Source organism: Erwinia sp. LJJL01, assembly GCF_047300805.2.
Lineage (GTDB): Bacteria > Pseudomonadota > Gammaproteobacteria > Enterobacterales > Enterobacteriaceae > Erwinia > Erwinia aphidicola.
On record NZ_CP178576.1, the window covers coordinates 3954088 to 3978057 of the forward strand.

The 23970-nt window shown below is 54.2% G+C and carries 26 protein-coding genes; 12 read left to right on the forward strand and 14 right to left on the reverse strand.

The window, feature by feature from the left end; translation table 11 throughout:
• Window positions 1-153: 153 nt before the first annotated feature.
• The 3 genes from ACLI4M_RS19530 to ACLI4M_RS19540 all read right to left on the reverse strand — a co-directional run bounded on the left by ACLI4M_RS19530 (window position 154) and on the right by ACLI4M_RS19540 (window position 1178).
• The gene (locus tag ACLI4M_RS19530) at window positions 154-453 is read right to left on the reverse strand and encodes a helix-turn-helix domain-containing protein (protein WP_133623787.1); all 300 of its coding nucleotides are present in this window, start codon (window positions 451-453) and stop codon (window positions 154-156) included.
• Window position 454: 1 nt separating this feature from the next.
• The gene (locus ACLI4M_RS19535; RefSeq protein ID WP_133623786.1) at window positions 455-805 is read right to left on the reverse strand and encodes a type II toxin-antitoxin system RelE/ParE family toxin; all 351 of its coding nucleotides are present in this window, start codon (window positions 803-805) and stop codon (window positions 455-457) included.
• A 220-nt stretch (window positions 806-1025) separates the two neighbouring features.
• Entirely contained in the window at window positions 1026-1178 is a 153-nt protein-coding gene (locus ACLI4M_RS19540) for a Hok/Gef family protein (RefSeq protein WP_133623785.1), read from the reverse strand.
• Between the two features lie 287 nt (window positions 1179-1465).
• On the opposite strand from ACLI4M_RS19540, the gene ACLI4M_RS19545 reads away from it, so the two are divergent.
• On the forward strand, window positions 1466-1708 hold the full coding sequence (locus tag ACLI4M_RS19545; protein ID WP_133623784.1) for a hypothetical protein: 243 nt from the start codon (window positions 1466-1468) through the stop codon (window positions 1706-1708).
• Between the two features lie 102 nt (window positions 1709-1810).
• On the opposite strand, the gene ACLI4M_RS19550 is transcribed toward ACLI4M_RS19545, so the two are convergent.
• Both ACLI4M_RS19550 and ACLI4M_RS19555 read right to left on the reverse strand, forming a co-directional pair.
• Window positions 1811-2929, reverse strand: a complete 1119-nt coding sequence (locus ACLI4M_RS19550) for an AI-2E family transporter (protein ID WP_133623783.1) — start codon at window positions 2927-2929, stop codon at window positions 1811-1813.
• A 102-nt stretch (window positions 2930-3031) separates the two neighbouring features.
• On the reverse strand, window positions 3032-3826 hold the full coding sequence (locus tag ACLI4M_RS19555) for a spermidine synthase (RefSeq protein ID WP_133623782.1): 795 nt from the start codon (window positions 3824-3826) through the stop codon (window positions 3032-3034).
• 200 nt (window positions 3827-4026) lie between these two features.
• On the opposite strand from ACLI4M_RS19555, the gene ACLI4M_RS19560 reads away from it, so the two are divergent.
• On the forward strand, window positions 4027-4320 hold the full coding sequence (locus ACLI4M_RS19560; RefSeq protein ID WP_048915856.1) for a hypothetical protein: 294 nt from the start codon (window positions 4027-4029) through the stop codon (window positions 4318-4320).
• A gap of 252 nt (window positions 4321-4572) precedes the next feature.
• The gene (locus ACLI4M_RS19565) at window positions 4573-5220 is read left to right on the forward strand and encodes a metallophosphoesterase (protein ID WP_133623781.1); all 648 of its coding nucleotides are present in this window, start codon (window positions 4573-4575) and stop codon (window positions 5218-5220) included.
• Between the two features lie 30 nt (window positions 5221-5250).
• On the opposite strand, the gene rsmF is transcribed toward ACLI4M_RS19565, so the two are convergent.
• The 3 genes from rsmF to yebS all read right to left on the reverse strand — a co-directional run bounded on the left by rsmF (window position 5251) and on the right by yebS (window position 10626).
• Window positions 5251-6687 carry a 16S rRNA (cytosine(1407)-C(5))-methyltransferase RsmF gene (gene rsmF, locus ACLI4M_RS19570; RefSeq protein WP_099753652.1) on the reverse strand — a complete coding sequence of 479 codons (1437 nt, stop codon included), beginning with the start codon at window positions 6685-6687 and terminating at the stop codon, window positions 5251-5253.
• 89 nt (window positions 6688-6776) lie between these two features.
• Window positions 6777-9413: a PqiB family protein gene (locus ACLI4M_RS19575; RefSeq protein WP_133623780.1), complete on the reverse strand. Its 2637-nt coding sequence runs from the start codon at window positions 9411-9413 to the stop codon at window positions 6777-6779.
• On the reverse strand, window positions 9382-10626 hold the full coding sequence (yebS, locus tag ACLI4M_RS19580) for a membrane integrity lipid transport subunit YebS (protein ID WP_048915893.1): 1245 nt from the start codon (window positions 10624-10626) through the stop codon (window positions 9382-9384). Before yebS ends, ACLI4M_RS19575 begins: the two co-directional genes overlap by 32 nt.
• A gap of 222 nt (window positions 10627-10848) precedes the next feature.
• Here yebS and ACLI4M_RS19585 point away from each other — a divergent pair, with 222 nt between their 5' ends.
• The 4 genes from ACLI4M_RS19585 to htpX all read left to right on the forward strand — a co-directional run bounded on the left by ACLI4M_RS19585 (window position 10849) and on the right by htpX (window position 15278).
• Window positions 10849-11349: a GAF domain-containing protein gene (locus ACLI4M_RS19585; protein WP_048915859.1), complete on the forward strand. Its 501-nt coding sequence runs from the start codon at window positions 10849-10851 to the stop codon at window positions 11347-11349.
• 96 nt (window positions 11350-11445) lie between these two features.
• Window positions 11446-12138, forward strand: coding sequence for an RNA chaperone ProQ (proQ, locus tag ACLI4M_RS19590; protein ID WP_048915860.1), 693 nt, complete (start codon window positions 11446-11448; stop codon window positions 12136-12138).
• 19 nt (window positions 12139-12157) lie between these two features.
• The gene (gene prc / locus ACLI4M_RS19595; protein ID WP_413449744.1) at window positions 12158-14203 is read left to right on the forward strand and encodes a carboxy terminal-processing peptidase; all 2046 of its coding nucleotides are present in this window, start codon (window positions 12158-12160) and stop codon (window positions 14201-14203) included.
• A 193-nt stretch (window positions 14204-14396) separates the two neighbouring features.
• On the forward strand, window positions 14397-15278 hold the full coding sequence (htpX, locus tag ACLI4M_RS19600; protein ID WP_048915862.1) for a protease HtpX: 882 nt from the start codon (window positions 14397-14399) through the stop codon (window positions 15276-15278).
• Between the two features lie 65 nt (window positions 15279-15343).
• On the opposite strand, the gene ACLI4M_RS19605 is transcribed toward htpX, so the two are convergent.
• Complete coding sequence (locus ACLI4M_RS19605) at window positions 15344-16723, reverse strand: MFS transporter (RefSeq protein WP_133623778.1); 1380 nt, start codon at window positions 16721-16723, stop codon at window positions 15344-15346.
• A gap of 187 nt (window positions 16724-16910) precedes the next feature.
• Between ACLI4M_RS19605 and kdgR the strand changes: the two genes are divergently transcribed.
• On the forward strand, window positions 16911-17702 hold the full coding sequence (kdgR, locus tag ACLI4M_RS19610) for a DNA-binding transcriptional regulator KdgR (protein WP_133623777.1): 792 nt from the start codon (window positions 16911-16913) through the stop codon (window positions 17700-17702).
• 36 nt (window positions 17703-17738) lie between these two features.
• Here the strand turns inward: kdgR and ACLI4M_RS19615 are convergent, their stop codons facing one another.
• On the reverse strand, window positions 17739-17975 hold the full coding sequence (locus ACLI4M_RS19615; protein WP_048915865.1) for a YobH family protein: 237 nt from the start codon (window positions 17973-17975) through the stop codon (window positions 17739-17741).
• 229 nt (window positions 17976-18204) lie between these two features.
• On the opposite strand from ACLI4M_RS19615, the gene ACLI4M_RS19620 reads away from it, so the two are divergent.
• The 4 genes from ACLI4M_RS19620 (at window position 18205) to rlmA (ending at window position 20604) form a co-directional block, all read left to right on the forward strand.
• On the forward strand, window positions 18205-18480 hold the full coding sequence (locus ACLI4M_RS19620; protein ID WP_133623776.1) for a YebO family protein: 276 nt from the start codon (window positions 18205-18207) through the stop codon (window positions 18478-18480).
• 734 nt (window positions 18481-19214) lie between these two features.
• Complete coding sequence (locus ACLI4M_RS19625; RefSeq protein WP_224750361.1) at window positions 19215-19349, forward strand: DUF2627 domain-containing protein; 135 nt, start codon at window positions 19215-19217, stop codon at window positions 19347-19349.
• Window positions 19350-19371: 22 nt separating this feature from the next.
• Window positions 19372-19581 carry a transcription antiterminator/RNA stability regulator CspE gene (cspE, locus tag ACLI4M_RS19630; RefSeq protein WP_001062678.1) on the forward strand — a complete coding sequence of 70 codons (210 nt, stop codon included), beginning with the start codon at window positions 19372-19374 and terminating at the stop codon, window positions 19579-19581.
• Between the two features lie 171 nt (window positions 19582-19752).
• Entirely contained in the window at window positions 19753-20604 is an 852-nt protein-coding gene (gene rlmA / locus ACLI4M_RS19635) for a 23S rRNA (guanine(745)-N(1))-methyltransferase (protein WP_048915867.1), read from the forward strand.
• Here rlmA and ACLI4M_RS19640 read toward each other — a convergent pair.
• The 4 genes from ACLI4M_RS19640 to manX all read right to left on the reverse strand — a co-directional run bounded on the left by ACLI4M_RS19640 (window position 20585) and on the right by manX (window position 23796).
• Complete coding sequence (locus ACLI4M_RS19640) at window positions 20585-21043, reverse strand: DUF986 family protein (protein WP_133623775.1); 459 nt, start codon at window positions 21041-21043, stop codon at window positions 20585-20587. The genes rlmA and ACLI4M_RS19640 overlap by 20 nt on opposite strands.
• A gap of 65 nt (window positions 21044-21108) precedes the next feature.
• Window positions 21109-21960 (reverse strand): PTS mannose transporter subunit IID, encoded by an 852-nt coding sequence (locus ACLI4M_RS19645; protein WP_048915868.1) that lies wholly within the window; start codon window positions 21958-21960, stop codon window positions 21109-21111.
• A 15-nt stretch (window positions 21961-21975) separates the two neighbouring features.
• Entirely contained in the window at window positions 21976-22776 is an 801-nt protein-coding gene (locus ACLI4M_RS19650) for a PTS mannose/fructose/sorbose transporter subunit IIC (protein WP_048915869.1), read from the reverse strand.
• Window positions 22777-22833: 57 nt separating this feature from the next.
• On the reverse strand, window positions 22834-23796 hold the full coding sequence (manX, locus tag ACLI4M_RS19655; RefSeq protein ID WP_133623774.1) for a PTS mannose transporter subunit IIAB: 963 nt from the start codon (window positions 23794-23796) through the stop codon (window positions 22834-22836).
• Between the last annotated feature and the right edge of the window lie 174 nt (window positions 23797-23970).

The following is a 23970-nucleotide window of genomic DNA, read 5'->3' on the forward strand; positions in this document are numbered from 1 at the left end:
AGAAGATTTTGGCGGACGCGTATTTTGGTCAGCTAAAAAATAAGGTAATAGCGGGTTACGTGAATGTTGAGGCAGATTTGTGTAGTGGCATGCTGTAATCACGTCACAAGTTGATTGCTGGCGCAGGCGCGCCAGCAATAGACTTTTGGTGCCTTACATAGTTAATTCAAGGTGTTTTCCGTTAGGGAGATCAATAGAAACATTGAGAGTCCCACCGATAGCTTCAACATATCGCTTCAGGGTCGAAACTTTAATCTCTGCGCCACGCTGTTCCATCGCCGCCACTGTCGGCTGTGCGATACCCATAGCTTTACCTACGCCGGTTTGAGACGCTTCTGCCGCCTCTCTCAGTTGGTCGAGTCTTGTAACTATCAATAGCTCGTTTGTTTTCTCTTTGATGCGCTGCTGGCCTTCTGGAGAGCGTTTAGCCATCAGTTCTTTTAAATTTGCCATCTCATTTCTCCAGGCTATCTAAATGTTTTTGGTACTCTCTATCGGCTAGTTTTATCATATCAGCATAAAACTTAGCCTCGTTGACCCCACTCTTATCACCAGCACACAACGCTATAGCATTTCGTTCAGGGTCAAATGCAAAAAATGCTCTGATGGGGTCGCCTTTGTGTTGTACTCGCAACTCTTTCATATTCTTAAATATAGAGTCACGTACAGTGTCAACAAAAGGACGTCCAAGATTTGGCCCTCCGGCCTCAATCAGCCCCAACCCCGCCAGTATATCTTCCTGTAGTTCTTCCGTCTGACTATCAAACCACTTATCAAATAGGTCCGAAGTATTAACTTCCCACATCCTGTGCTCCTTATAGCCTAAAGGCTATAGAGTTAATGTATAGCCCAGGGGCTATGATGTCAATTTGCCGTCCAAACTATTTTTTGGCTTCCACTCTGATAACAGAGTGTCCAGATATGACTTTAATTTTAGACCTCAAAACGATCCTGGAATGAGAAGGGTGCTTAAGCGCTAACAGCCCAACAACAAAGTGGCGGGGATTGCTCCCCGCCGGTTGCCATCACGATTTGGATTCGTAAGCCATAAAGACGGCAACCTCCGTATGGTCGGTTCGGATGCGTACCTCACAGAGGTCTTTCCTGCTGACCAGCACGACCGCAATAGCCGCGATGATAATCAGAGCGGTGACCGTAATCACCCATTGCTGCTTCATGGTTGCGTCTCCTTGCCTTTCGGCACGCAAGAAGCTAACCTAATGTTGTGGAGCATTAGAGATGGCCTCATTTTGATTAAGAGTCAAAGTGGGGCTTTTCTCTTTCTGCCGTCTGCAACATGCTTAAGGCAGAAAGCCTCAAGCACCCGCCGATAAAATACTCCCGTCTGGCTAATTAATCTCATTCATCAAACAAATTTGCGTAGCGCCTCGTAAATATGGCAGGTAATATTACCTGTAAAATTAACGTAAACAGGTTATTTAATTAACCTTATAAGGTTCATGCAATGGGAACAGTGTTAGGTTTTATGGGGTTAATTTTGGGTGCATGGGCGGTTCGCAGCATCTGTATGAAGCAGCAAAATAATGTATTGAAAGCCGTTAAAGCGCTCCTCGCGGCAGTGTACTTTCTGGGGGCAGGCGGATTGGGGGGGACGAATGAGAAGATGTTCCCAACGGCTATAGTCATGCTGCTGGTGGGGGCCGCCGTGATGCTCTATTCAAACTGGGCAGCAAAGAAGGTGGCTTAAGTGCTAATAGCCCTAATTTAAAAACAGAAATTACGTAGCGGCTCATAAACCGACAGCGAAAAGCCAAATAAAAAACGGGGCCTTATTCAGCCCCGTGACTTATTACTCGATCTCTTTTTCCGGATGGTTTTGACCCTCTTCCATAAAGTCGCGATCGATTTCGTCGGTATTACCTCGATGGTCGCGGCCTGAAAGCAGATTCCAGCAGGAGATAAACAGCGCGGCGATCAGCGGTCCGATAACAAAGCCGTTAATACCATAAATCTCCATACCACCCAGCGTGGTGATCAGGATCAGGTAGTCCGGCATCTTGGTATCTTTGCCGACCAGCAGCGGGCGCAGGATATTATCAATAAGGCCAATCACCACCACAAAGAAGAAGGTCAGGATCACCCCTTTAACGATTGCCCCGGTAAAGAAGAAGTACAGCACTACCGGCAGCCAGATAATCGCGGAACCCACCGCCGGAATAATCGACAGGAACGCCATTAGCGAGCCCCACAAAATACTGCCCTGAATCCCGGCAAAGAAGAAGGCGATACCGCCGAGCGCACCCTGTACGGCGGCAACCACCACCGTACCTTTTACCGTGGCGCGAGATACCGCGGCAAACTTCACAAACAGATGCTGCTTCACATATTGTGAAAGTGGGATCGCGTCCAGCGCCAGGCTAACCAGGTAAGCGCCATCCTTCAGCAGGAAGAACAGCAGGTACAACATGATGCCGAAGCCAACGGTAAAGCTGAAGGTGCTTTTACCGATCATCATCAGGCTACCCGCAAAGAACTGCCCGCCCTTCATCGCCACGCCGGAGAGTTTTTCCTGAATAGCACTGGCATCGTTCAGATTGTTTTCGGCAAGGAAGTGACGCAGCCAGTCGGGAAGATGGTTGATCACCCCGGCCGCGGCAGAGGTCAGTTCACTCTGGTTATTTTGGATGCGGTTGTATAACGCATTGAATTCCAGCGCCAGCGATGAGGCGACGATGGCCAGCGGAATGAATACAATCAGGCAGATAATTACCAATGAAATCAGTGAAGCGAGGCCGTTACGGTCACCCAAATGCTTCCTGATTTTCGTTTTCAGCGGGTGGAAGATAATCGCCAGGATGGCGGCCCACAGAATGGCGGAGAAATAGGGTCCCAGGATGTGTAAAAAAGCGAACGTGGTGATCGCCAGTATGAAGATGAAAAATCCCTTACTTAAGCCCTTAATGATCATTGATTGGTCTCTGTTATTAAAATGCTATCTGGTTACGCGCTAAAAGTAGACCAGCGGCGGGTTTACGGCAATAACGTGCGCAACATAAAACGAAAAGAGTCGTTACGGCCGGGAGCCTGGCCAGCGGTAGACCTTTTGCGCCAGCAGGGAAAAGTCACTCTGAAACAGCGCACCACTTTTCTTCATCCGGTCGCGCAGCTCAGACAAGGGTGAAGGACAGTGCTCACGGCTGGCATAAATCACCACATTCCCGCTCGGAGTCGAGCAGTACAGTACGGTGCTGAACAGGGAGGTTAGCGCATCGGAAAAGGCAGAATCCTCATCGGGGGCCGTTTGGTGATTAAGCACCAGCCAACCCCCCGGCTGCAGGGCCTGGGCGCAGTGGCGCAAAAAGGCGCGCGTCGACTGCAGGGGAACCGCTGCGCTGGCGGAGTAGAGATCGGAACAGATGAGCGAGTAGTGGCCTTTCAGCGCGTTGGCGATGAACCGTGCAGCGTCGTCTACCTGATAGCGAATATCGTTGCTCAGCGGCAAACAGAAGTAGCGCTTCGCCACGTCAACCACGGCCTGGCGCAGCTCGACCACATCGATAGCAATGGCGGGATTGTGCGCATGCAGCGCGCGCACCAGACAGCCGCCGCCCAGCCCGAGCAGCAGAACCTTATCCAGCGGCGTGAGCGCTGCCGCCATCAGCATCGCGCTGATGTATTTATGCACCGGCAGCTCAGGGCGGCTCTTCTGCATCTTGCTTTGCTCAAAGACCCGGTCAAAGCTCATCAGTCGATAAATCTTATTATCGATCACCGAAACTTCTCCCTGCTCATCTTCAACGCTGGCGACCAGCTCTCCACGAATGCGAAACAGCGGGGATGAGTTATAGAGTTGGGCATCTGACATTTTAATCACTCCTTAAATGCACATCTTTCCTGATTATGCCGCCACATCTTCACATTTTTGCGGGTAAATGGGCAACCTTAGTCAAATTCGCACTACAAATGACATCACTGCTTGTAGATCGTCACGCAGCACTTTACGATGTCAGGTGGCCCGGCGCCGCGGATACCCGCAGCGCTGAATACTGGCCGGGAGCCTGTTGCATGAAAAGCGAGAAAGAGATATCCATCGATCAGTTTACCGAAGAAGAGAAAGGGTTGGTGGAGCAGCGGGTGAAAACATTGACGGACAAATTAAGTCATGTTGCCAGTAAGAAAGAGGAAAAAGAGATCCTCAAAGAGGCGAAACGCCTGGTAATGAAAGAGCGCGTGATGCGCGAGAGCAGCAAAGTTGTGCTGGCGAAGAAACCGCGTAAGCCCTCCGCGGCGAAAGAGAGTGAAGTAAAAGAGTTTAACTGGACTGCATCGCTGCGTAAGAATCCGCGTGCGTTAAAATAATTGAATCTCGGGCCGCAAAGGCCCTTGTCACCATGATCCTGCCTGAGTCAGTCACCCGACCACAATCAGATGTACCATCCGCGCCAACACTTCAATAATCAGCAAACTGCCAATCGTAATTAGCACCAGCGTGAAATAAAACTGCTTACGGTTATTCATGACGCTGGAGTCCCTGTCTGGCTGAAAGGCTATACTTTATCGCAAATTCACTAAACCAGGCGTCAATATGTGCCGATAAGAAAGGTTTAAGCGATGCTTTACCACTATTTAAACGGGGAAAACTGGCGGCATATTTTCATCGTTGGCGATCTGCACGGCTGTCGTGACATGTTGCAGCAGCAGTTAGCTGCTCTTCATTTCGATCAACAGCGGGATCTGGTCATCGGCGTAGGTGACTTGATCGACAGAGGTCCCAACAGTGCAGGTTGCCTCGCGCTGCTGCATCAGCCGTGGTTTCGCTGCGTGCGCGGCAATCATGAACAGATGGCGCTGGATGCGCTGAGCGGGGCGGGCAGTCAGATGTGGCGCCGCAACGGCGGCGACTGGTTTTACTCCATGAAGGGTTTACCGGTGCTGGAAGTGAAACGCAATTTGTTACGTTGTCACGAATTGCCACTGATTCTTCACCTGCAGCTGGCAGAGCGCGTCGCGGTTATCGCGCACGCTGACTATCCGGCGGAAGAGTATGCCTGGGGCAAGGAGATCGATACGGAGGCTGTGCTGTGGGGGCGCGAGCGCGTTGCAGCAGCGCAGCGCGGTAAAGGGGCAAGAATCCGCGGTGCCGATGATTTCTACTTTGGTCACACGCCGCTCCCGGCGCCGCTGAATGCCTGGAACCAACACTACATCGATACCGGCGCAGTGTTTGGTAATAACCTGACGCTGGTCCAGGTGCAGTAATGATGCGGCCTGATGACAGGCCGCAGGCTGTTACACGCTGAACAGTTTGCCGTCGCGCACCAAATCGCGCGGGTAGTTGTTTTTAATCCGGCTGCCCACCTTTTTGGCAATGCCAATCGCCTGCTGCTGATAGCAGACAATCACCTCGTCAGCAGGCAGGTCGCGTTCAGGATAGATATCGCGCCCGCGATACCACTCTTCCGCTTCGCTGCTGGTCAGTTCGAACGCGTTTGCCGCGTGAGGATCCGCCAGCGCAATCGCGGCTTCATGCTGCCAGCGCCAGCCTTTCGGGAATGTTTCCGCCAGCTTCAGGCCGATACGTGAGAAACGGACGCGCCCAAGCCACGGCTCCATCGCACGCGGGAACAGCCACAGCTCCTTATCACGCTGCCACAGCGACAGTTCATCGCTCCAGTTCAACCCGGCTTTTGCTGCGGCATCTGCCACGTCCTGCTGCTGCTTGCGGTTAAGCGGGCTAAAGGGCGGCTTGCCCACTTTATAGCCTGGAGCGGGCAGGCGCGGCACGCTTTCCAGCTTGCGCAGGCGGGCGACGAAGAAGCCTTCGCTGTCAAAAATATGCGGGAAGACGTGCAGAAACCCTTCCGCGGTGGCGGCCTGCTGCGCGCCGCTAAACAGCTGGTCGAGCGGCTCGATTTCAACGGCACCGGGATACTCGGCGAGCAGCCACTCAATGACCTGCTGATTCTCACTGCGGTTTAACGTGCAGGTGGAGTAAACCAGGATACCGCCAGGTTTCAGCGCGTGAAACGCGCTGTTGATCAGCTCCCGCTGGGTGGCGGCGATGTCGGCAGTGCTGGCTTCCGACCAGTTGCGCAGCGCATCGGGATCTTTGCGGACAACCCCTTCACCGGAACAGGGGGCATCCAGCAGCACCGCATCGAAACACTCGGGCAATGCAGGGCCAAATACCCGGCCGTCAAAGTGGGTCATGGCGCTGTTGCTGACGCCGCAGCGGCTGAGGTTAGCGTGCAGCACTTTCACCCGGCTGGCGGAGTATTCGTTGGCGAGGATGGTGCCTTTGTTCGCCATGCGCGCCGCAATCTGGGTGGTTTTAGAGCCCGGTGCGGCAGCGACGTCCATCACGCGTTCCGGCTGGCTACCGTTGGCAAACAGCGCGCTTACCGGCAGCATTGAGCTGGCCTCCTGGATGTAAAACAGCCCGGCAAGGTGCTCTGCCGTACTGCCCAGCGGCAGCGCATCCGCATCGTCGCGGCTGATCCAGAAACCCTCTTCGCACCACGGGATCGGCGTGAGCGCCCACTGCCAGGGCGCAACCAGCGCCAGGAAGTCATCAACGCTGATTTTCAGCGTATTAACGCGCAGGCTGCGGCGCAGCGGCTGCTGGCTGATAGCAATAAAGCGATCGAAGTCGTTCGCATCCGGCAGCAGTTGCTGCATCCGATCGAGAAAAGGCTGCGGGAAAAACACGCGGGAAGAGTGAGGCACAGGCAGGATCCACAGGAAAAAATGTGCGCGCAGTTTAGCACAGGGGGGCAGGTAAAAAAATTGGGCAGCGAAGGCTGCCCAATAGGAGGTTACTGCGGCAGGGCGGTTCCCCACTTGCGCCAGTCCTTCGGCTCTTCATCTTCCAACAGGAAGTGTTTACCCGAATTCGCCTGCGGCGCCAGCGGCACCGTTGGCGGCGTGGCAAAGGCAATGCCACCCTGGATAAACTGCTGGAAGGTGCCGGTTTTCACCACGCCGCCAATCAGGCCAAACTTGAGGTTGTAGCCGGAAGCCAGCCAGAACACCGAGTTGTTCCGTACCAGATGTTGATATTTCTTGCTGATGCGCAGAGTGATCTGCACGCGGTCGGCCATCGAGCCGAGAGACGTTCCGGTCACGGTACCCACTTCGATACCGCGGAACAGCACCGGGGTTCCGACCGTCAGAGAACCTCCCTCCGGCGCATCCATCACCACATTCAGGCCATCAAGGTAGCGTGCGTCGGTAATGGTTGATTCCTGCAGTTCGAAGCTGCGCTGAGGGCGCCCTTTACCTGGGTCAACGTTAATGTACGGCTGCAGCAGCGTCTCCAGATGGTTGACCCCCGCCGCCGAGATCTGCGGTGAAACGACCGAGAAGCGCGAGCCGAGACGGGCAAAATCTTTGACGTATTCAGGGTAGAGCACCGCTTTGGCGATCACCTGATTATTACCTTCGCCGAGCGCCAGCGATTCCAGCTGACCAATAGTGATGCCAAGGTAGCGGATCGGCAAACCCGGCGAAAGTTTGCTGGCGTCGTAAGTGCGCAGGGTGATCTGGCTACCCACCGCACGCGCGGCGGTTTCGGAATCATACAGCGTGCGTTTGTCCTGGCGGGTCAGGCCCACTCCGGCGCCGGTAAGATTTTCGAAGCTGATCGCCCCTTTCAGCGCGCGGTTAAGCGGCGAAGCCTGCACCGTCAGACCGCTGCCGTTAAGCTGCACGCGCGCCCCGCCTTCAGCCCAGAACACGCTACTTTGGGTCAGCAGCCGGCGATATTCCGGCTTGATATGCACATTAACGTCGAAGGCATCGGCACGCGGCGTAACGCTGACGATTTCACCGACCTGGAATTTACGGTAAAGCACCACGGAACCGGCCTGGATATCCGGCAGGCTGGTGGCCGTCAGGGTGAGGGTAGTTGGCAAGCGATCGCCGACCACCCCTTCAGCGGCTTTTTCCGCATTAGCATACAGTGGGTAAGTTTTTTTCACTTCGCCTTTGCTGCCGGGATCAAGGCGAATACCGCCGTCCACCCACTCACGGGCGCTGGCACCCAGCACTTCCATGCCATCAATACCGAGCTTGACGTCGAGACGGCTGTTAATGATGAACTTGCTGTCGCCGTGGACGAGGTCGCGATAGTCCGCGGCCACCGCCACGTTAAAGGTGACGCCTTTTTCATTCAGCGTGCGCTTAATCACCTGGCCGATGCGCATGCCGTGCAGCATCAGGGGCTGCCCGGCGTCAATGCCGTAGCTTTCCGGGGCGGTGAGGGTGATCTCCAGCGCATTCGGCTGCTGCAGCAGCGACTCATTGCTTGGCAGCACCACGAAATGGTCCTGCGGCGCGCCGTCGCCGGGGATCAGTTCAAGGGTATTGCCGGTCAGCAGGCTGCTCAGGCTGCTGTCAGTCAGGCTGATTTTCGGGCTGCGCATCTCAATGCGCGTTCCGCTGCGCATCAGGCCGGTGACGGAAGGATCCAGCGTCAGCTCACCGCTGACTTTGCCGTTGTCCTGCAGCGTCATTTTGGTCAGTGAACCCACTTCAAGACCCTGATACATCAGCGGGGTGCTGCCTTCCTTCAGGTTTTTACCGTCCGGCAGGTCGAGCAAAATTTTCACGCCGCGCTGGCTCTGCGCCAGGTCAGGGTAGAGGTTATAGTTGTCCTCGCTCTTCGCCGGCTGCGATGCCTGCGGTGAATCGAAAGCCACTGCGCCATTGACCAGCGCGGCAAGGCTCTCCAGCTGCACTTTAGCCCCACTCAGACCCACATCGGCCTTAACGCCGGAGACATTCCAGAATCGACTCTCTTTTTTCACCAGATTGGTAAAGCGACGCTCAATCAGCACGTCAATCGTGACCCCTTGATTACCGGAGTTGATGCTGTAGTCATACACGCGGCCAACCGGGATTTTGCGGAAGTAAACCAGTGAACCGCTATTCAGCGCGCCGAGGTCAGGGGCGTGAAGGTGGATCATCATTTCGCCGGTATTTAAGCGGTATTTGGGCTGGGTATCGAGCGCGGTAAAGTTTTCACGCGGTTCCCCCTTCTTGCCCGGCATCATGCCGATGTAGTTGCCGCCTACCAGCGCATCCAGACCCGAAACGCCGGCCAGCGAGGCTTTCGGCGTTACCAGCCAGAACTGCGTATCCTCACGCAGTGCGCCTTTCATATCGCTTTTAATGCTGGCCTTGATCTTAATGGTACGCAGGTCGTCGGTCATGCTGATGCCCTGCACCAGCCCGACTTCGACGCCCTGATAGCGTACCGGCGTGCGGCCCGGCACAATGCCGTCCGCGGTGGCGAAATCAATGGTCACCGTGGTGCCGCGCTCCTGGTAATTTGACCAGATAAGCCAGCCGGCAATCAGCAGGGCAATAAAGGGCAGCAGCCAGAATGGCGATATTTTTCGCCGATTTTTGACGCGTGCATTAGTCGGTGTAGTCGGCGTTTCCTGTTGCATGAGCATCCCAAAGTAAACGGCTATCCAGCCACTCAACGGCAAGAATAGTGAGTATGACCGCTGAACCGAAATAGAAGGCAGCCGGTCCCATAGTAAAAGCTAAAAGCTGGTCGCGATTAACCAGCGACATCGTTAGTGAAATGACGAACAGGTCGAGCATCGACCAGCGCCCCACCCACTGCACCACGCGCAGCAGGCGGATGCGGGTTTTCAGCCCTTGCTCACATTTGAAGTGAATACTGAGCAGCAGGGTCACCAGGACGATAACTTTGGTAAACGGCACCAGAATACTGGCGACGAACACCACGATAGCCACCGGGATATTGCCAGAGGCGAGCGAGAGAATACCAGAAAGAATGGTGTCATCCTGGCGAGAGCCGTTGAGATAGATGACTGAAATCGGCAGCAGATTAGCCGGGATCAGAAAAATAATTGAGGCGATCAGCGCCGCCCAGGACTTCTGCAGGCTGAAATGACGGCGGAAATAGAGCCGCGTGTGGCAGCGCGGGCAGCGGCCACGCTCATCGGCCACGCCGGTATGGTGGCAGCTCAGGCAAACCTGCAGCTGGGCAATCGGCACATTTGGATGAGGCTGCGGATAGAAACGGTGCCACAGCTGTTCAACGTTAAGGTGAATCAGCGTCAGCAGGCTGAGAAGCGTCAGAGAGATAAATGCCACCAGCCCAAGGCCCGGCGTAATGGCGGCATAGTCCTGCACCTTTATTGAGGCAACGGCAACGCCGACCAGGTAGATATCAAGCATCACCCACTCTTTCAGGCGGTCAAGCATCAGCAGCACCGGCCGCAGGTTCATGCCCAGCTTGTCACCGAAATAGAGGTAGCCAATAGAGACGACCAGCGTCAGCGGGGCGCCAATCGTGCAAAATGCCACCATTGAAGCGGCAATGACGTCACCTTCCCTGGTCATCTGCATGATGCCGCCCAGCAGGCTGGCGTAAATGTTGGTGCCGAGCAGCCGGATTGACATCAGCGGCTCATTGAAAGCGAAAGGCATCAGCAGCAGCATCGTCACCGCCATGGCGGTCAGTCGCGTCATCGACCAGTCCCGGCCATTCAGGATGCGCGCATTGCAGCGCGGGCAGTGCGCAGACTGGCTTGATTTAACATCTGGTAAGGAAAAAAGGGTATCGCATTGGGGACATCGCTGATAACGTGCCTGTGGCAGAGCATGACTTATGGCGTGTATTTTCATATTCCCGATCGTGCTTTGGCCCAACAGCGCAGGTGCAGGGCAGGTTAGGCTGATTAACGCCATGAGAGCAGGACTCAGTATAGCCGTGCTTCAGTATTCGGATAAATCCAAGGTTATATTAACTAACGGAATGAATCACCTTGTCCCGCTGTACTTTTAATGCTTAATTTTATCGGACTCAGTGGCTACCGGCCTGGTCTCAGTTTCTACAATGGTTAAACAATGACAAAAGCAGAATTTTATACCGACCTCAATCGCGACATGCGCGCACTTCTCAGCGGCGAAACCAGCTTCCTGGCGGTGATGGGCAATTGTAGCGCGCTTTTATACGAACGTCTTGATGGGGTTAACTGGGCGGGTTTTTATCTGCTGACCGAAGAGAACACGCTGGTACTCGGCCCGTTCCAGGGCAAAATCGCCTGCGTGCGAATTCCTGTCGGGCGCGGCGTTTGCGGTACAGCGGTGGCAGAAAACAGCGTTCAGCGTGTTGATGATGTGCATGAATTCCCGGGCCACATTGCCTGTGATGCTGCCAGCAACGCGGAAATTGTGCTGCCGTTAGTGGTAAATGGTCAGATTATTGGCGTGTTAGATATCGACAGCGTTGAATATAACCGCTTTGACAGTGAGGATGAGGCGGGGCTGAAAGCGTTGACTGACGGGCTTTGCGAGGTGCTTGCCGGATCGGATGTGGAAAAATTTATTCACATGAAACGCACCTAAAGCGCTGGATCACGTAGCAATTGCTGATGGGGTCATTATAATGTCGCCTGTTCATGCCTGCGCTGATTGGCAAACCCGTTGTAATCAGGAAATTTCATGGAAAATCAACCTAAGTTGAATAGCACCAAAGAAGTCATCGCCTTTCTGGCCGAGCGTTTCCCACAATGCTTTAGCGCCGAAGGCGAAGCACGACCACTGAAGATCGGAATCTTTCAGGATTTAGTCGACCGCGTGCAGGGTGAAATGAACCTGAGTAAAACTCAGCTTCGTTCAGCACTGCGTTTATATACTTCCAGCTGGCGCTATCTGTACGGCATCAAAGTCGGTGCGACTCGCGTTGACCTTGATGGCAATGCGTGTGGCCTGCTGGATGAACAGCACGTTGAACATGCGCGCAAACAGCTTGAAGAAGCCAAAGCGCGCGTGCAGGCACAGCGCGAACAGCAGCAGGCGAAAAAGCGTGAAGCCGGTGAAGACACCGCACCGCGTCGTCCGCGTAAACCTGTTCGTAAACCTGCGGCCGAAGGTGAGCAGCCACGTAAAGTGCGCAGCAAGCCAGAGCGTCCGCAGGCTGAACGCAACTCTTCCTCAGCAAGAGAAGAGACTCAGACGTCGAGTAGCAAACCGGTTACCGACACCTCAGCGTTGCAAGTGGGCCAGAGCATTAAAGTTACCGCAGGCAAAAGTGCGATGGATGCCACCATTCTTGAAATCTCTAAAGATGGCGTCCGGGTACAGCTGGCTAACGGTCTGGCAATGATAGTACGCGCAGAACACTTGCAGTTCTGATACGGAGGCTAATCAGGGCATGAACACTCTTTTTAAACGCACCATCATTGCGGGCCTGCTGATTGCAGGCAATGCCTTCGCGGCCGATAACATCACCCGTGCAGACCAGATCCCGCAGCTGCACCAGGAAGCACAGCACGCCACCGTCAGCGAGCGCGTCACTTCCCGCTTTACCCGTTCCCATTACCGCCAGTTTGACCTCAATAAAGACTTTTCGGTCAAAATTTTCGAGCGTTATCTGAACCTGCTCGACTACAGCCACAATGTGCTGCTGGAGTCTGACATTGCGCAATATGCGGACAAGAAAACCACGCTGGGCGATGAGTTAAAAAGCGGCCAGCTTTCGGCGTTTTACGATCTGTATAATCTGACGCAGAAACGCCGTTTTGAACGTTATCAGTACGCGCTTTCCGTGCTGAATAAGCCGATGAACTTTACCGGCAACGACACCATTGATATCGACCGCAGCAAGTCCCCCTGGCCCAAAAGTACCGCAGAGCTGAATGCCCTGTGGGACGCCAAGGTGAAATATGATGAGCTGAGCCTGAAACTGGCCGGTAAAGATGAGAAAGAGATCCGCGAAGTCCTCACCAAGCGCTATCAGTTCGCTGAACGTCGCCTGGCGCAGAGCAACAGCGAAGATGTGTTCCAGCTGGCGATGACCGCGTTCGCGCATGAAATCGACCCGCACACCAATTATCTCTCCCCGCGTAACACCGAACAGTTCAATACCGAAATGAGCCTGTCGCTGGAAGGTATTGGTGCGGTGCTGCAGATGGATGATGATTACACGGTGATCAATTCAATGGTTGCCGGTGGTCCGGCGGCGAAAAGCAAAACCATTACCGTGGGCGACCGTATTGTTGGCGTTGGTCAGCCGGGCAAACCGATGGTCGATGTGATCGGCTGGCGTCTGGATGATGTCGTTGCGCAGATCAAAGGACCTAAGGGCAGTAAAGTGCGCCTGGAAATCCTGCCTGCCGGCAAAGGTACCAAAACCCGTACGGTAACCCTGACGCGTGAAAAGATCCGCCTGGAAGATCGCGCGGTTAAAATGTCGGTCCATAACGTCGGCAAACAGAAAGTCGGCGTGCTGGATATCCCAGGTTTCTACGTTGGCCTGACTGACGATGTGAAGGTGCAGCTGCAGAAATTGCAGAAGCAGAACGTCGATAGCATTGTTATCGATCTGCGCACCAACGGCGGTGGGGCACTGACCGAGGCGGTTTCTCTCTCTGGTCTGTTTATCCCAAGTGGCCCGGTGGTTCAGGTTCGCGATAACAACGGCAAAATCCGCCAGGACAGCGACAACGACGGCATTACTTACTACAAGGGTCCGCTGGTGGTGCTGGTTGACCGCTTCAGTGCTTCGGCTTCTGAAATCTTTGCCGCTGCCATGCAGGATTATGGCCGCGCGCTGATTGTTGGTGAACCGACCTTCGGTAAAGGTACGGTACAGCAGTATCGCTCGCTTAACCGCATTTACGATCAGATGCTGCGCCCTGAATGGCCGGCGCTGGGTTCCGTGCAGTACACCATTCAGAAGTTTTACCGCATCAACGGCGGCAGCACGCAGCGCAAGGGTGTGACGCCTGACCTGCTGATGCCTACCGGCGTAGAAGCGATAGAAACTGGTGAGAAGTTTGAGGACAATGCGTTGCCGTGGGATAGCGTTCCTGCTGCTACCTATACCAAAACCGAAGACCTCAAGCCGCTGGAAGCACAGCTGATTAAAGATCATCAGGATCGCATCGCTAAAGATGCTGAGTTCCAGTACATCATTAAGGATATCGCCCGCTTTAATGCCAACAAGGACAAGCGCAATATTATCTCTCTGAATCTTGCCGAGCGCGAGAAAGAGAACAAAGAAGATGATGCATTGCGGCTGGAACGCATTAATGCTCGCCTGAAAGCAAACGGTAAGAAACCGCTGACCAAGCTGGAAGATCTGCCTAAAGATTACAAAGAGCCGGACCCGTATCTGGATGAGACGGTGAACATTGCCAACGACCTGGCGCAGCTGGAAAAACAGCAGCCGCCAGTGACACCGGCAGCGGCAAAATAAGCCCAACAGGCACAGCAATCGCTGTGCCTTTTTTTATTCTGTCCGTCCTGCCTGGCGCTGTGCGCGAAAAGTAACACAAAGTGTAAAGTTATGTCTTTTTAAACACTTAAAGATTAAGAGTGCTTGAAAAGCGGCGTATTGACCTTACGATGGTGGTACGCGAAAAGCGGAATAACTGAGGAAGTCTAATTTTATGATGCGTATTGCTCTTTTCCTGTTGACCAACCTCGGGGTTATGGTGGTTTTCGGGCTGATCCTCAGCCTGACAGGGATCCAGTCAAGCAGTGTAATGGGCCTGATGATCATGGCGGGTCTGTTTGGCTTCGGCGGTGCGTTTGTTTCACTGCTGATGTCGAAGTGGATGGCACTGCGCTCCGTTGGTGGTGAAGTGATTGAACAGCCGCGTAACGAAACCGAACGCTGGCTGATGGAAACCGTGGGCCGTCAGGCTCAGCAGGCCGGCATTGCCATGCCGCAGGTGGCTGTTTACCATGCGCCCGACATTAACGCCTTTGCTACCGGTGCGCGTCGTGACGCCTCGCTGGTGGCGGTATCAACCGGTCTGTTGCAGAACATGAGCCGTGATGAAGCGGAAGCGGTGCTGGCTCACGAAATCAGCCATATCGCCAACGGTGACATGGTGACCATGACCCTGATTCAGGGGATTGTGAATACCTTCGTGATCTTCATCTCGCGCATTCTGGCACAGCTGGCAGCGGGCTTTATGTCCGGTAACCGCGACGAGGAAGGCAGCAGCAACGGCAACCCGATGGTGTACTTTGCAGTATCAATGGTGCTGGAGCTTGTATTTGGTATTGTCGCCAGCATTATTACCATGTGGTTCTCACGCCACCGTGAATTCCATGCGGATGCGGGTGCTGCTCGCCTGGCCGGGCGTGAGAAGATGATTGCCGCACTGCAACGTCTGAAAACCAGCTACGAGCCGCAGGAAGCCAGCAGCATGATGGCCTTCTGTATCAATGGTAAATCCAAGTCGTTGAGCGAGCTGTTTATGTCGCACCCACCGCTGGATAAACGCATTGAAGCGCTGCGCAGCGGCGAATACCTGAAGTAGGGGCGCGGCATGCCGCGCCCGTTCAGGGCAAAATCATCAGCAAACCGGGCATGAGCCCGGTTTTTTTATGCCCGTTGATTGCCCGGCTGTGTAATGCGCAGGGCGCTGACCAGCGCGGCGATAGCGGCGAAGCTGCCCGCCAGCAACAGTGAGAGATGGGTGCCCTGGTTAGCAAACAGGTTGAACATCAGGGCGACAAGGGCCGCGCCGCTGGTCTGACCGAGCAGGCGGGCGGTACCGAGCATGCCACTGGCTCCTCCGCTGCGGTGACGCGGGGCCGAAGAGATAATCGTGTGATTATTCGGGGACTGGAACAGACCAAATCCGGCACCGCACAGCATCATGCGCCAGATAATATCGGCGTCTGATGGGCTGGCGGGTAGCAGGGCGAGCGCAAACAGCCCGGCGGCAAACATTGCCAGGCCAATCGCGCCGAGCAGGCCGGCGTGGAAGCGCTCAATCAGCCGCCCGGCAATGGGTGCCATCACCATCGTCGCCAGCGGCCACGGCGTCAGCAGCAGGCCGGTTGCCGCCTCGCTGCGTCCCAGCACGCTTTGCAGGAAGAAGGGCAGAGAGACCATGGCCAACATTTGCGCGCAGAACGAGCACACGGAGGTGCCAATCGACATGGCGAAAATAGGAATACGGAACAGGTCAACCGGCAGCAGCGGGAACTCCAGCCGCAGCTGGCGCCGGATGAACAGGGTTCCGACCAGCAGCAGCGCCACCAGTTCAGCCAGCAGCAGTTTTCCGTTCTGGCCCTGGGCAAAACCACTCAGCAGCGAGATAAGCAGGCCAAAGGTTAACGCATTCATCACGCTGCTCAGCAGATCAAATCGCTGCCCGCTGGCTTTCTGCGGATTATCCGGTAAATAGCGCAGGGCCAGCACCAGCGCGGCGATGCCGACAGGGACGTTAATCAGGAACAGCCATTGCCAGGACGCCACCGAGAGAATGGCGGCGGCAACGGTCGGCCCGGCAGCGCTGGATACCGCCACAATCAGCGAGTTAATTCCCATGCCGCGACCAAGATGGCGTTGCGGGTAGATAATGCGTATCAGAGCGGTGTTAACGCTCATCAGCGCGGCACCGCCGAAGCCCTGCAGCACGCGGGCAAAGGTCAACATGCCGAGCGAGTCCGACAGCGCACAGAACAGAGACGTACAGCTGAACAGCACCAGCCCCCACTGATAGATACGGCGGTAGCCGAGCATATCGCCAAGAAAAGAGAGGGTCAGCAGCGAAATAATAATGGCCAGCTGGTAGGCGTTAACAATCCAGATTGACTCTGCCGGGCTGGCATTCAGCTCGCGGGCAATCGTCGGCAGCGCCACATTGGCAATCGCGCCATCCAGCACGGCCACCGTGATGCCGAGTGCAATAGCCAGTATGGCCCCGTAGCGCTGGGGTAGCGGCAATCCGTCGTTGGCTGAAGTTGAGTGCATAGCGTTGAAATAGTTACGTGGGAGAAGAGTCTCATGCTAATGGTTTTTACGAATTATGCCAGTATGTAAATTGCTGAAAACTATCAGCAGATGTGTCCACGCCGTTGTGGCTTTCATTGCGCCCGGCGGAGGGGCTACGTATACTGGAAATAGCGTTCCATTTTTTATAAAACACAAAAGGTAAGTCATGGCGAGTGCCGATCCAGATAAACAGCCCGATTCCGTCTCTTCAGTGATGAAAGTATTTGGCATTTTACAGGCGCTGGGCGAAGAGCGTGAAAACGGCATCACCGAGCTGTCGCAGCGCGTGATGATGTCGAAAAGCACCGTATACCGTTTTCTCCAAACCATGAAAACGCTCGGCTACGTCTCACAGGAAGGGGAGTCAGAGAAATATGCGCTGACGCTAAAACTGTTCGAGCTGGGGGCTAAAGCCCTGCAAAACGTCGATCTGATCCGCAGTGCCGATATTCAGATGCGTGAGATCTCGCGCCAGACGAAAGAGACTATTCACCTTGGCGCCCTGGAAGAAGACAGCATTGTCTATATCCATAAAATCGACTCCCTGTACAACCTGCGCATGTATTCGCGCATTGGTCGCCGTAACCCGCTGCACAGTACCGCAATTGGTAAAGTGCTTTTAGCGTGGCGCGAGCGTGGCGAAGTGGATGCAATTCTGGCTAATGTTGAGTTTACCCGCAGCACGGCACGCACCATTACCACTAAGGACGCGCTGTTGCCCGTGCTGGAGCAGGTGCGTAGCCAGGGATTTGGCGAAGATAATGAAGAGCAGGAAGAGGGGTTACGCTGTATTGCGGTGCCGGTGTTTGACCGCTTTGGCATGGTGATTGCCGGACTGAGCATCTCTTTCCCGACCATCCGTTTCGCGGAAGAGAATAAAAAAGAGGTGGTGGCGATGCTGCATCTGGCGGCAAAAAATATCTCACAACAGATGGGTTACCACCACTATCCCTTCTGACATCAGCGGGCCGGCGTTGACCGGCCCGCCGGTCAATCAATTATCCACGACTTCGCTGCTTTTCTTCAGCAGCGGGCAATCCGTCACTCCAATAATGCCGCTGTCGGTGTGCAGATACTGTGCAATCACCATGCCGCGTGCGGTCAGGTACTGACACTGTAAGCCCATTCCCGCAACGTTTTTAGTGCTGCCCGTCAGAATGCCATAGCCAGTCAGCAGCATAGCCAGCCAGATAATGACCAGCAGCGCGACAATACGTAGCAAAAATTTCATGGTAATCCCCTTATTGTTTTCAGGCGGTGTCCTCACTGCCCGCAGCAGCATAACAGCTTGTCGCTTAGTACCACACAAATCGATAAGAGGATGCTGAAACCTTTGCACCTTTCTGAGAGTTAGATGCCGACTTTTTCGGGATCTGGCTATCATTTGCCGGGCTTACAGGTAAAATCATCTGCGCGGTACTGCCGCATAGAGGCAGCTCTTTTTCTGTATTGAGGCAAGTATGAATGAAATAAACAATGGTGCGATGGATATGGTCTCTGTTGGCATCGTGGCGTTGCTGGTGATAATCGGGCTGGTGGTATGGTTTTTCGTTAACCGCGCCAGCGTGAAGGCCAGTCAGCAGGTCCAACTGCTGGAAGCACTGCTGGAAGAGCAGAAGCGTCAGAACGCGATGCTGCGCCGCCTTACCGATGCGGTTGCCGGCAAAGAGCAGGGTGCTGCAGCGAAAGATAACGCTGATAGCAAAGATTTTACCCGGCTGATCCCGGAGCGCTAATTTTTTGTCGTGAAGTTGCAGGGCGACGGGTAAATTTTTTCCTGATAGTGCCCGCGAAATGGGCCAGTTTATCCTCAACCCCTGCAGCCCGATCGCCGTGCACCAAAATGGTTCATGCGTGACCGCGCCTGATAGCCGCCCAGGCGAGGTTACTCCGCGTCGGGTGCGAACAGATAATACCACCCAGGAATAATCCTAAAGCCATTTCATTATATCAGGCCACCTATTAAGAGAACCCAGTCTAAATACGCAAATAGATTGAGCGTAATAACGTTAATAAACTGGTGCAGATCAATGCATTTAAATGGGGCAGCGTGCCAGATAGTTTCCTGTTTTTGGTGCAATTTAATTTATAAACTGTACTAATCCGTGGTTGTTGTACAGTTGTAACACCTGAGCAGGATTGATAAATGGGCCTGAGTTTAATGAACTCTTTTGACAAAGCTTTGCCATATTTATGCCATCATTGGCGTTGACATTAGCCGCTACAGCCCGCAGCAGGACGGACTTGACACCTTCGGCCGTCTGTTATAAACCCTGTGTTGGTCAGGTGCTTAAAGGCTCTGCGGAGTGAATTCTGTTCAGTCATGAACGTCGTGATGCATCAATGTGCATTCTGTGCCAGCTATCGTTTTAAATGTGTGCGACATCTCTATCCCTGTTTAAAAATGACTTGCCATTAATTTGTGGATATGTGATAAAACATTCGGGTAAAACGAGGTACAGTTCTGTTTATGTGTGGCATCTTCAGTAAAGAAGTTCTGAGTAAAAGACTAACGTTGAATACCGCTTCCTTGCCGAGCTTTAATTTAGTGCCTCATGCAGTAATGTCTCTGGTTTTTCTGTACGTTAAGCCCACGGGCGAATAAACACTCTAAGGAAATTTGCAAAATGGCAAAGATTAAAGGTCAGGTTAAGTGGTTCAACGAGTCTAAAGGTTTTGGTTTCATCACTCCTGCTGACGGCAGCAAAGATGTGTTCGTACACTTCTCTGCAATCCAGGGTAATGGCTTCAAAACTCTGGCTGAAGGCCAGAACGTTGAGTTCGAAATTCAGGATGGCCAGAAAGGCCCTGCTGCTGTGAACGTCACCGCTATCTAATTTTCGATCTGAGCCTGACATTGCCGCCCGGCGTGTAATCCAGGCTGAAATCTGAATACTGAAGCCCTGTCATTGTTGACGGGGCTTTTTTATATCCGATTTTCGTGGTGCGCGGGATTTTCCACGGGCTTTGCAGTACACTGCCGCGTCTTAAATTGATGGAGTCTTGCTATGTCGTACCAGTGTCCTCTTTGCCAGCAGCCGCTGACGTTTGACCAGCGCACCTGGCGTTGTGAAAATCAGCACCAGTTTGACCAGGCGAAAGAGGGCTATGTCAACCTGCTGCCGGTACAGCATAAGCGCTCTAAGCAGCCGGGCGACAGTGCGGATATGATGCAGGCACGGCGCAATTTCCTTGATGCCGGTCACTACCAGCCACTGCGGCTGCAGGTCGGTGATTTGCTTGAGCGTGTGCTGCCGGCAGATGACGTCAGCGTGCTGGATATCGGCTGTGGGGAAGGCTATTACACCCATGAAGTTGCCAGCCGCCTGCAGGCCAGAGGTCAGGCTGAAGTGCACGGTCTTGATGTGGCTAAAATTGCCGTGCGCTATGGCGCTAAGCGCTATCGTAACGTGGAGTTTTGCGTCGCATCCAGCCACCGCCTGCCGTTCAGCGATCGGCAGTTTGACGCGGTACTGCGCATCTACGCGCCCTGCAAGGCTGAAGAGTTGGCGCGCGTCGTCAAGCCGCAGGGCTACGTACTTACCGTCACGCCAGGTCCGCGCCATTTAATGCAGTTTAAAGCGCTGATTTACCAGGATGTGCAGCTACACGACACCACGCCTGAGCAGATGCCCGGCTTCACGCTGGTTGAGCAGCAGCAGCTCTCCTACCCGATGACGCTTAACAGTGAAGAGTCCGCGGCGCTGCTGCAGATGACGCCGTTTGCCTGGCGTGCGCGCCCTGAAGTGTGGGGGATTCTGGCCACCACCGAGCAGTTTGAGTGTGAAACTGACTTCACGCTGCGCCTTTGGCAGCGTGACGACGAAATCGTGCAGGATGTCAGCGACTCTCCAGCATAAACTGATAGATGGTTTCCAGATCGTCCAGATTGCGTACATGAACCAGCAGGCGCCGTTTCTCCAGATTAATCACCAGTACGCCATCTTCTGACAGGTTGATGGCGCTGATACGCGCGTACTCAATAAAGACGTTCGCGTAGAAAAATCCCTTCTCCTTAAACAGCATTTTCGGCGCGCGGATCCAGAACAGCCAGACGGAGAGGCCTCCCAGTGCCAGCAGCAGCATAGTGGTCAGCTGGGGCCCCTGTGCGGCAAGGTTCTTATACAGCAGGATAGCCAGCAGGCCGATAAAGATCAGGCTGTCGAGCTTGTTGCGGCGCTGCAGCAGGATTTTCAGGCGGGTGGGGCCATGCAGACGATCCATAATCAGCTCGTCATAGATCGCATACAGCAGAATGAGTACGATAAAAAGGAGTATCAGGTAGTCAGTCAGAGACATATCGGCGTCCATAAAAAGGGGCCAGACTGGCTGGCCCCGGGGTAAAGATTATTCGTAACGCAGGATTATACGCCCAGCAGGCCAATCCAGTAACCGAAGATACCGATAACGAAGAAGCCCATAATAATCCACAGGGCATTCACCTTACGGCGCAGCAGCCACATACAGCCAAAGGTGAGCAGCAGCGGGATTAAGCCCGGCATCAGCTGGTCAAGAATCGACTGTACGGTGGTGACCGTGGTTTTACCGGTCTGGTCGGTAATCTCAGAAACCACCAGCGGCACGTTCACGTGCGTCCACTTGTTGACCAGTGCCCCCATGACAAACAGGCCGAGAATCGACGCCCCCTCAGTCAGTTTTTGCAGGAAGCCGCCGCCCATATCGCTAACGATATCGACACCTTTACGATAGCCATAAGCCACGCCGTAGTAGCGCACCAGCAGACGCACCAGGTTAAACAGGACAAAGAACAGCAGGGGGCCCATCAGGCTGCCGCTCATCGCGATACCTGCGCCCAGGGCCGCAAATACCGGGCGCACGGTACCCCAGAAGATCGGGTCACCCACGCCGGCCAGCGGCCCCATCAGGCCGACTTTAATGCCGTTTATGGCAGCATCGTCGATCGGCGCTCCGTTGGCGCGCTGTTCTTCCATGGCCATGGTCACGCCGAGTACCGGAGCAGCCACATACGGATGGGTGTTGAAGAACTCCAGGTGACGTTTGATCGCCTGTTTGCGGTCGTCGTTATTTTCCGGGTACAAACGGCGGATTACCGGTACCATCGAATAACAGAAACCCAGCGCCTGCATACGTTCGAAGTTCCACGAACCCTGGAACAGGTTTGAGCGTAAGAACACACCGCGCACATCGCCTGGCGTTAATTTCTTCTGCGTAGTGGTAGTTGTTGTGTCAACCATTTCTCTCACCTTTCCTTAATCGAGTTCGTTATCAAGGTCGTTATTAGCCGGACCTGCTGCCTGCGCACCGGCAACACGGTTATATTTTGGCGCCAGCTGGATATACAGCATGGCCATCACTACGCCGATGACGCCCAGAGCCACCAGGTTGAAGTTGGTGAAGGCAGCGGTCACGAAACCAAGGTAGAAGAACGGCATCAGGTAGCCTGCACGCATCATGTTAATAACCATGGCGTAACCGACCACCACGATCATGCCACCGGCGATATTCAGACCGTTGGTGACCACTTCCGGGATAGAGTTCAGCAGTTCCTGAACCACGCTGGTACCGACAGAAACGGCAACAATCACGGCAGGGATCGCGATACGCATTGCCTGCAGCACCAGCGCAGAGACGTGGATCCAGGAAATTGCAGTCAGGTTGCCCTTTTCAGCTGCTTTATCGGCAGCGTGCTGGAACGCAACGGTGATGGTACGGACAATAATGGTCAGAACCTGACCGGCTGCTGCCAGCGGGATAGCCAGTGCGATACCGGCACCCACGCTCTGCCCACCGGCAATAACCAGAATGGTCGAGATGATCGAAGCGAGTGCAGCATCCGGCGCCACGGCGGCGCCAATGTTCATCCACCCTAGTGCGATCATTTCCAGCGTACCGCCGATAATAATCCCGGTTTTCATATCACCGAGGATCATGCCGACTAACGTACAGGCCACGAGTGGCCGGTGGAACTGAAATTCATCGAGGATCGAGCCCATGCCCGCAATACAGGCAACGATAAATATCAGAACAATTTGCAGCGTGGTAATCTCCATTACACTTCTCCTATTAAATGCCAGAACGGAGTTCAACCTGAAATTTCAGGCCACGGGCTACTGATGCATTTTGGCGATCAGATCCATCATTTTCAGTCTCTGGTCGCTCGATACTTTACGCACTTCCAGTTCGATTCCGCGCTCATTCAACTTTTTGAACGCCTCAATATCTTTAGCATCCACCGATACCGCATTGTTGACCTGAGTTTTCCCCTGACGGAACGCCATCCCCCCGATGTTGACCGACGTGATATTGACGCCTTCTTCCACCAGTCGCACCACATCGGTAGGATTGGTAAACAGCAGCATCACTTTATCGTGGCCATATTTCGGGTTGTTCCACACGCGGATCATTTTCGCTACGTCCACCACATGCGCGGTAACGCCCGGCGGGGCAACCTGAGTCAGCAACGTTTTACGCACGTTATCGGCAGCAACTTCATCGCTGACGACAATAATGCGGGTTACGTTGGTTTCTTTGGTCCAGCGGGTGGCGACCTGGCCATGGATTAAACGGTCATCGATACGTGCCAGACCGATTTTCATGTGATCGCCGGGTGCCATCGGGGCCTGTGGTGCAGCCGGAGCTTTCACCGCAGCGGCGGGGGCAGGGGCTTCTGGTGCTTTCGCTTTCAGGGCTTTTACCCCTTCACGGCCAGTTTCCACGGCCAGCGCGACCAGTTCATCAAAGGTTGGGTTATCGTCTCGTGCCATCAGTACTTCGACCAGCATCGGAATATTGACCCCGGCGACGACTTCATAATCGGGTTTATCTACCACAAGGCGGCTGGCGGCGTTAAACGGGCTGCCCCCCCAGGTATCGACCAGAAAAAGCACTCCCTGCGTACTGTCCATATTGGCTAACCGTGCCTGATATTTCTCGATCAGGGTTTCGGCGTTTTCTCCGGGGACAAAGTCAATCCAACCGACATTTTCCTGTTCCCCTAACAGCATTTCGGCAGTTTTCAGCAGTTGTTCTGCTGCCCAGCCGTGCGTGCCAATCATAATAGCAATAGTCACTTGCTACCTCCTTATCCAGTTAAAACGACGCTTTGGAGTAAACGTCGTTTGAGGTTCAGCTGAGTTAATTGCGTTCAGCATGATTGAGGTCCCACTTTTATCTGTTGAGTTACTTATCAGCGGTACTGAACACACACCACATTGACGGCATTTATTTTAGTACGCGAAAAAATA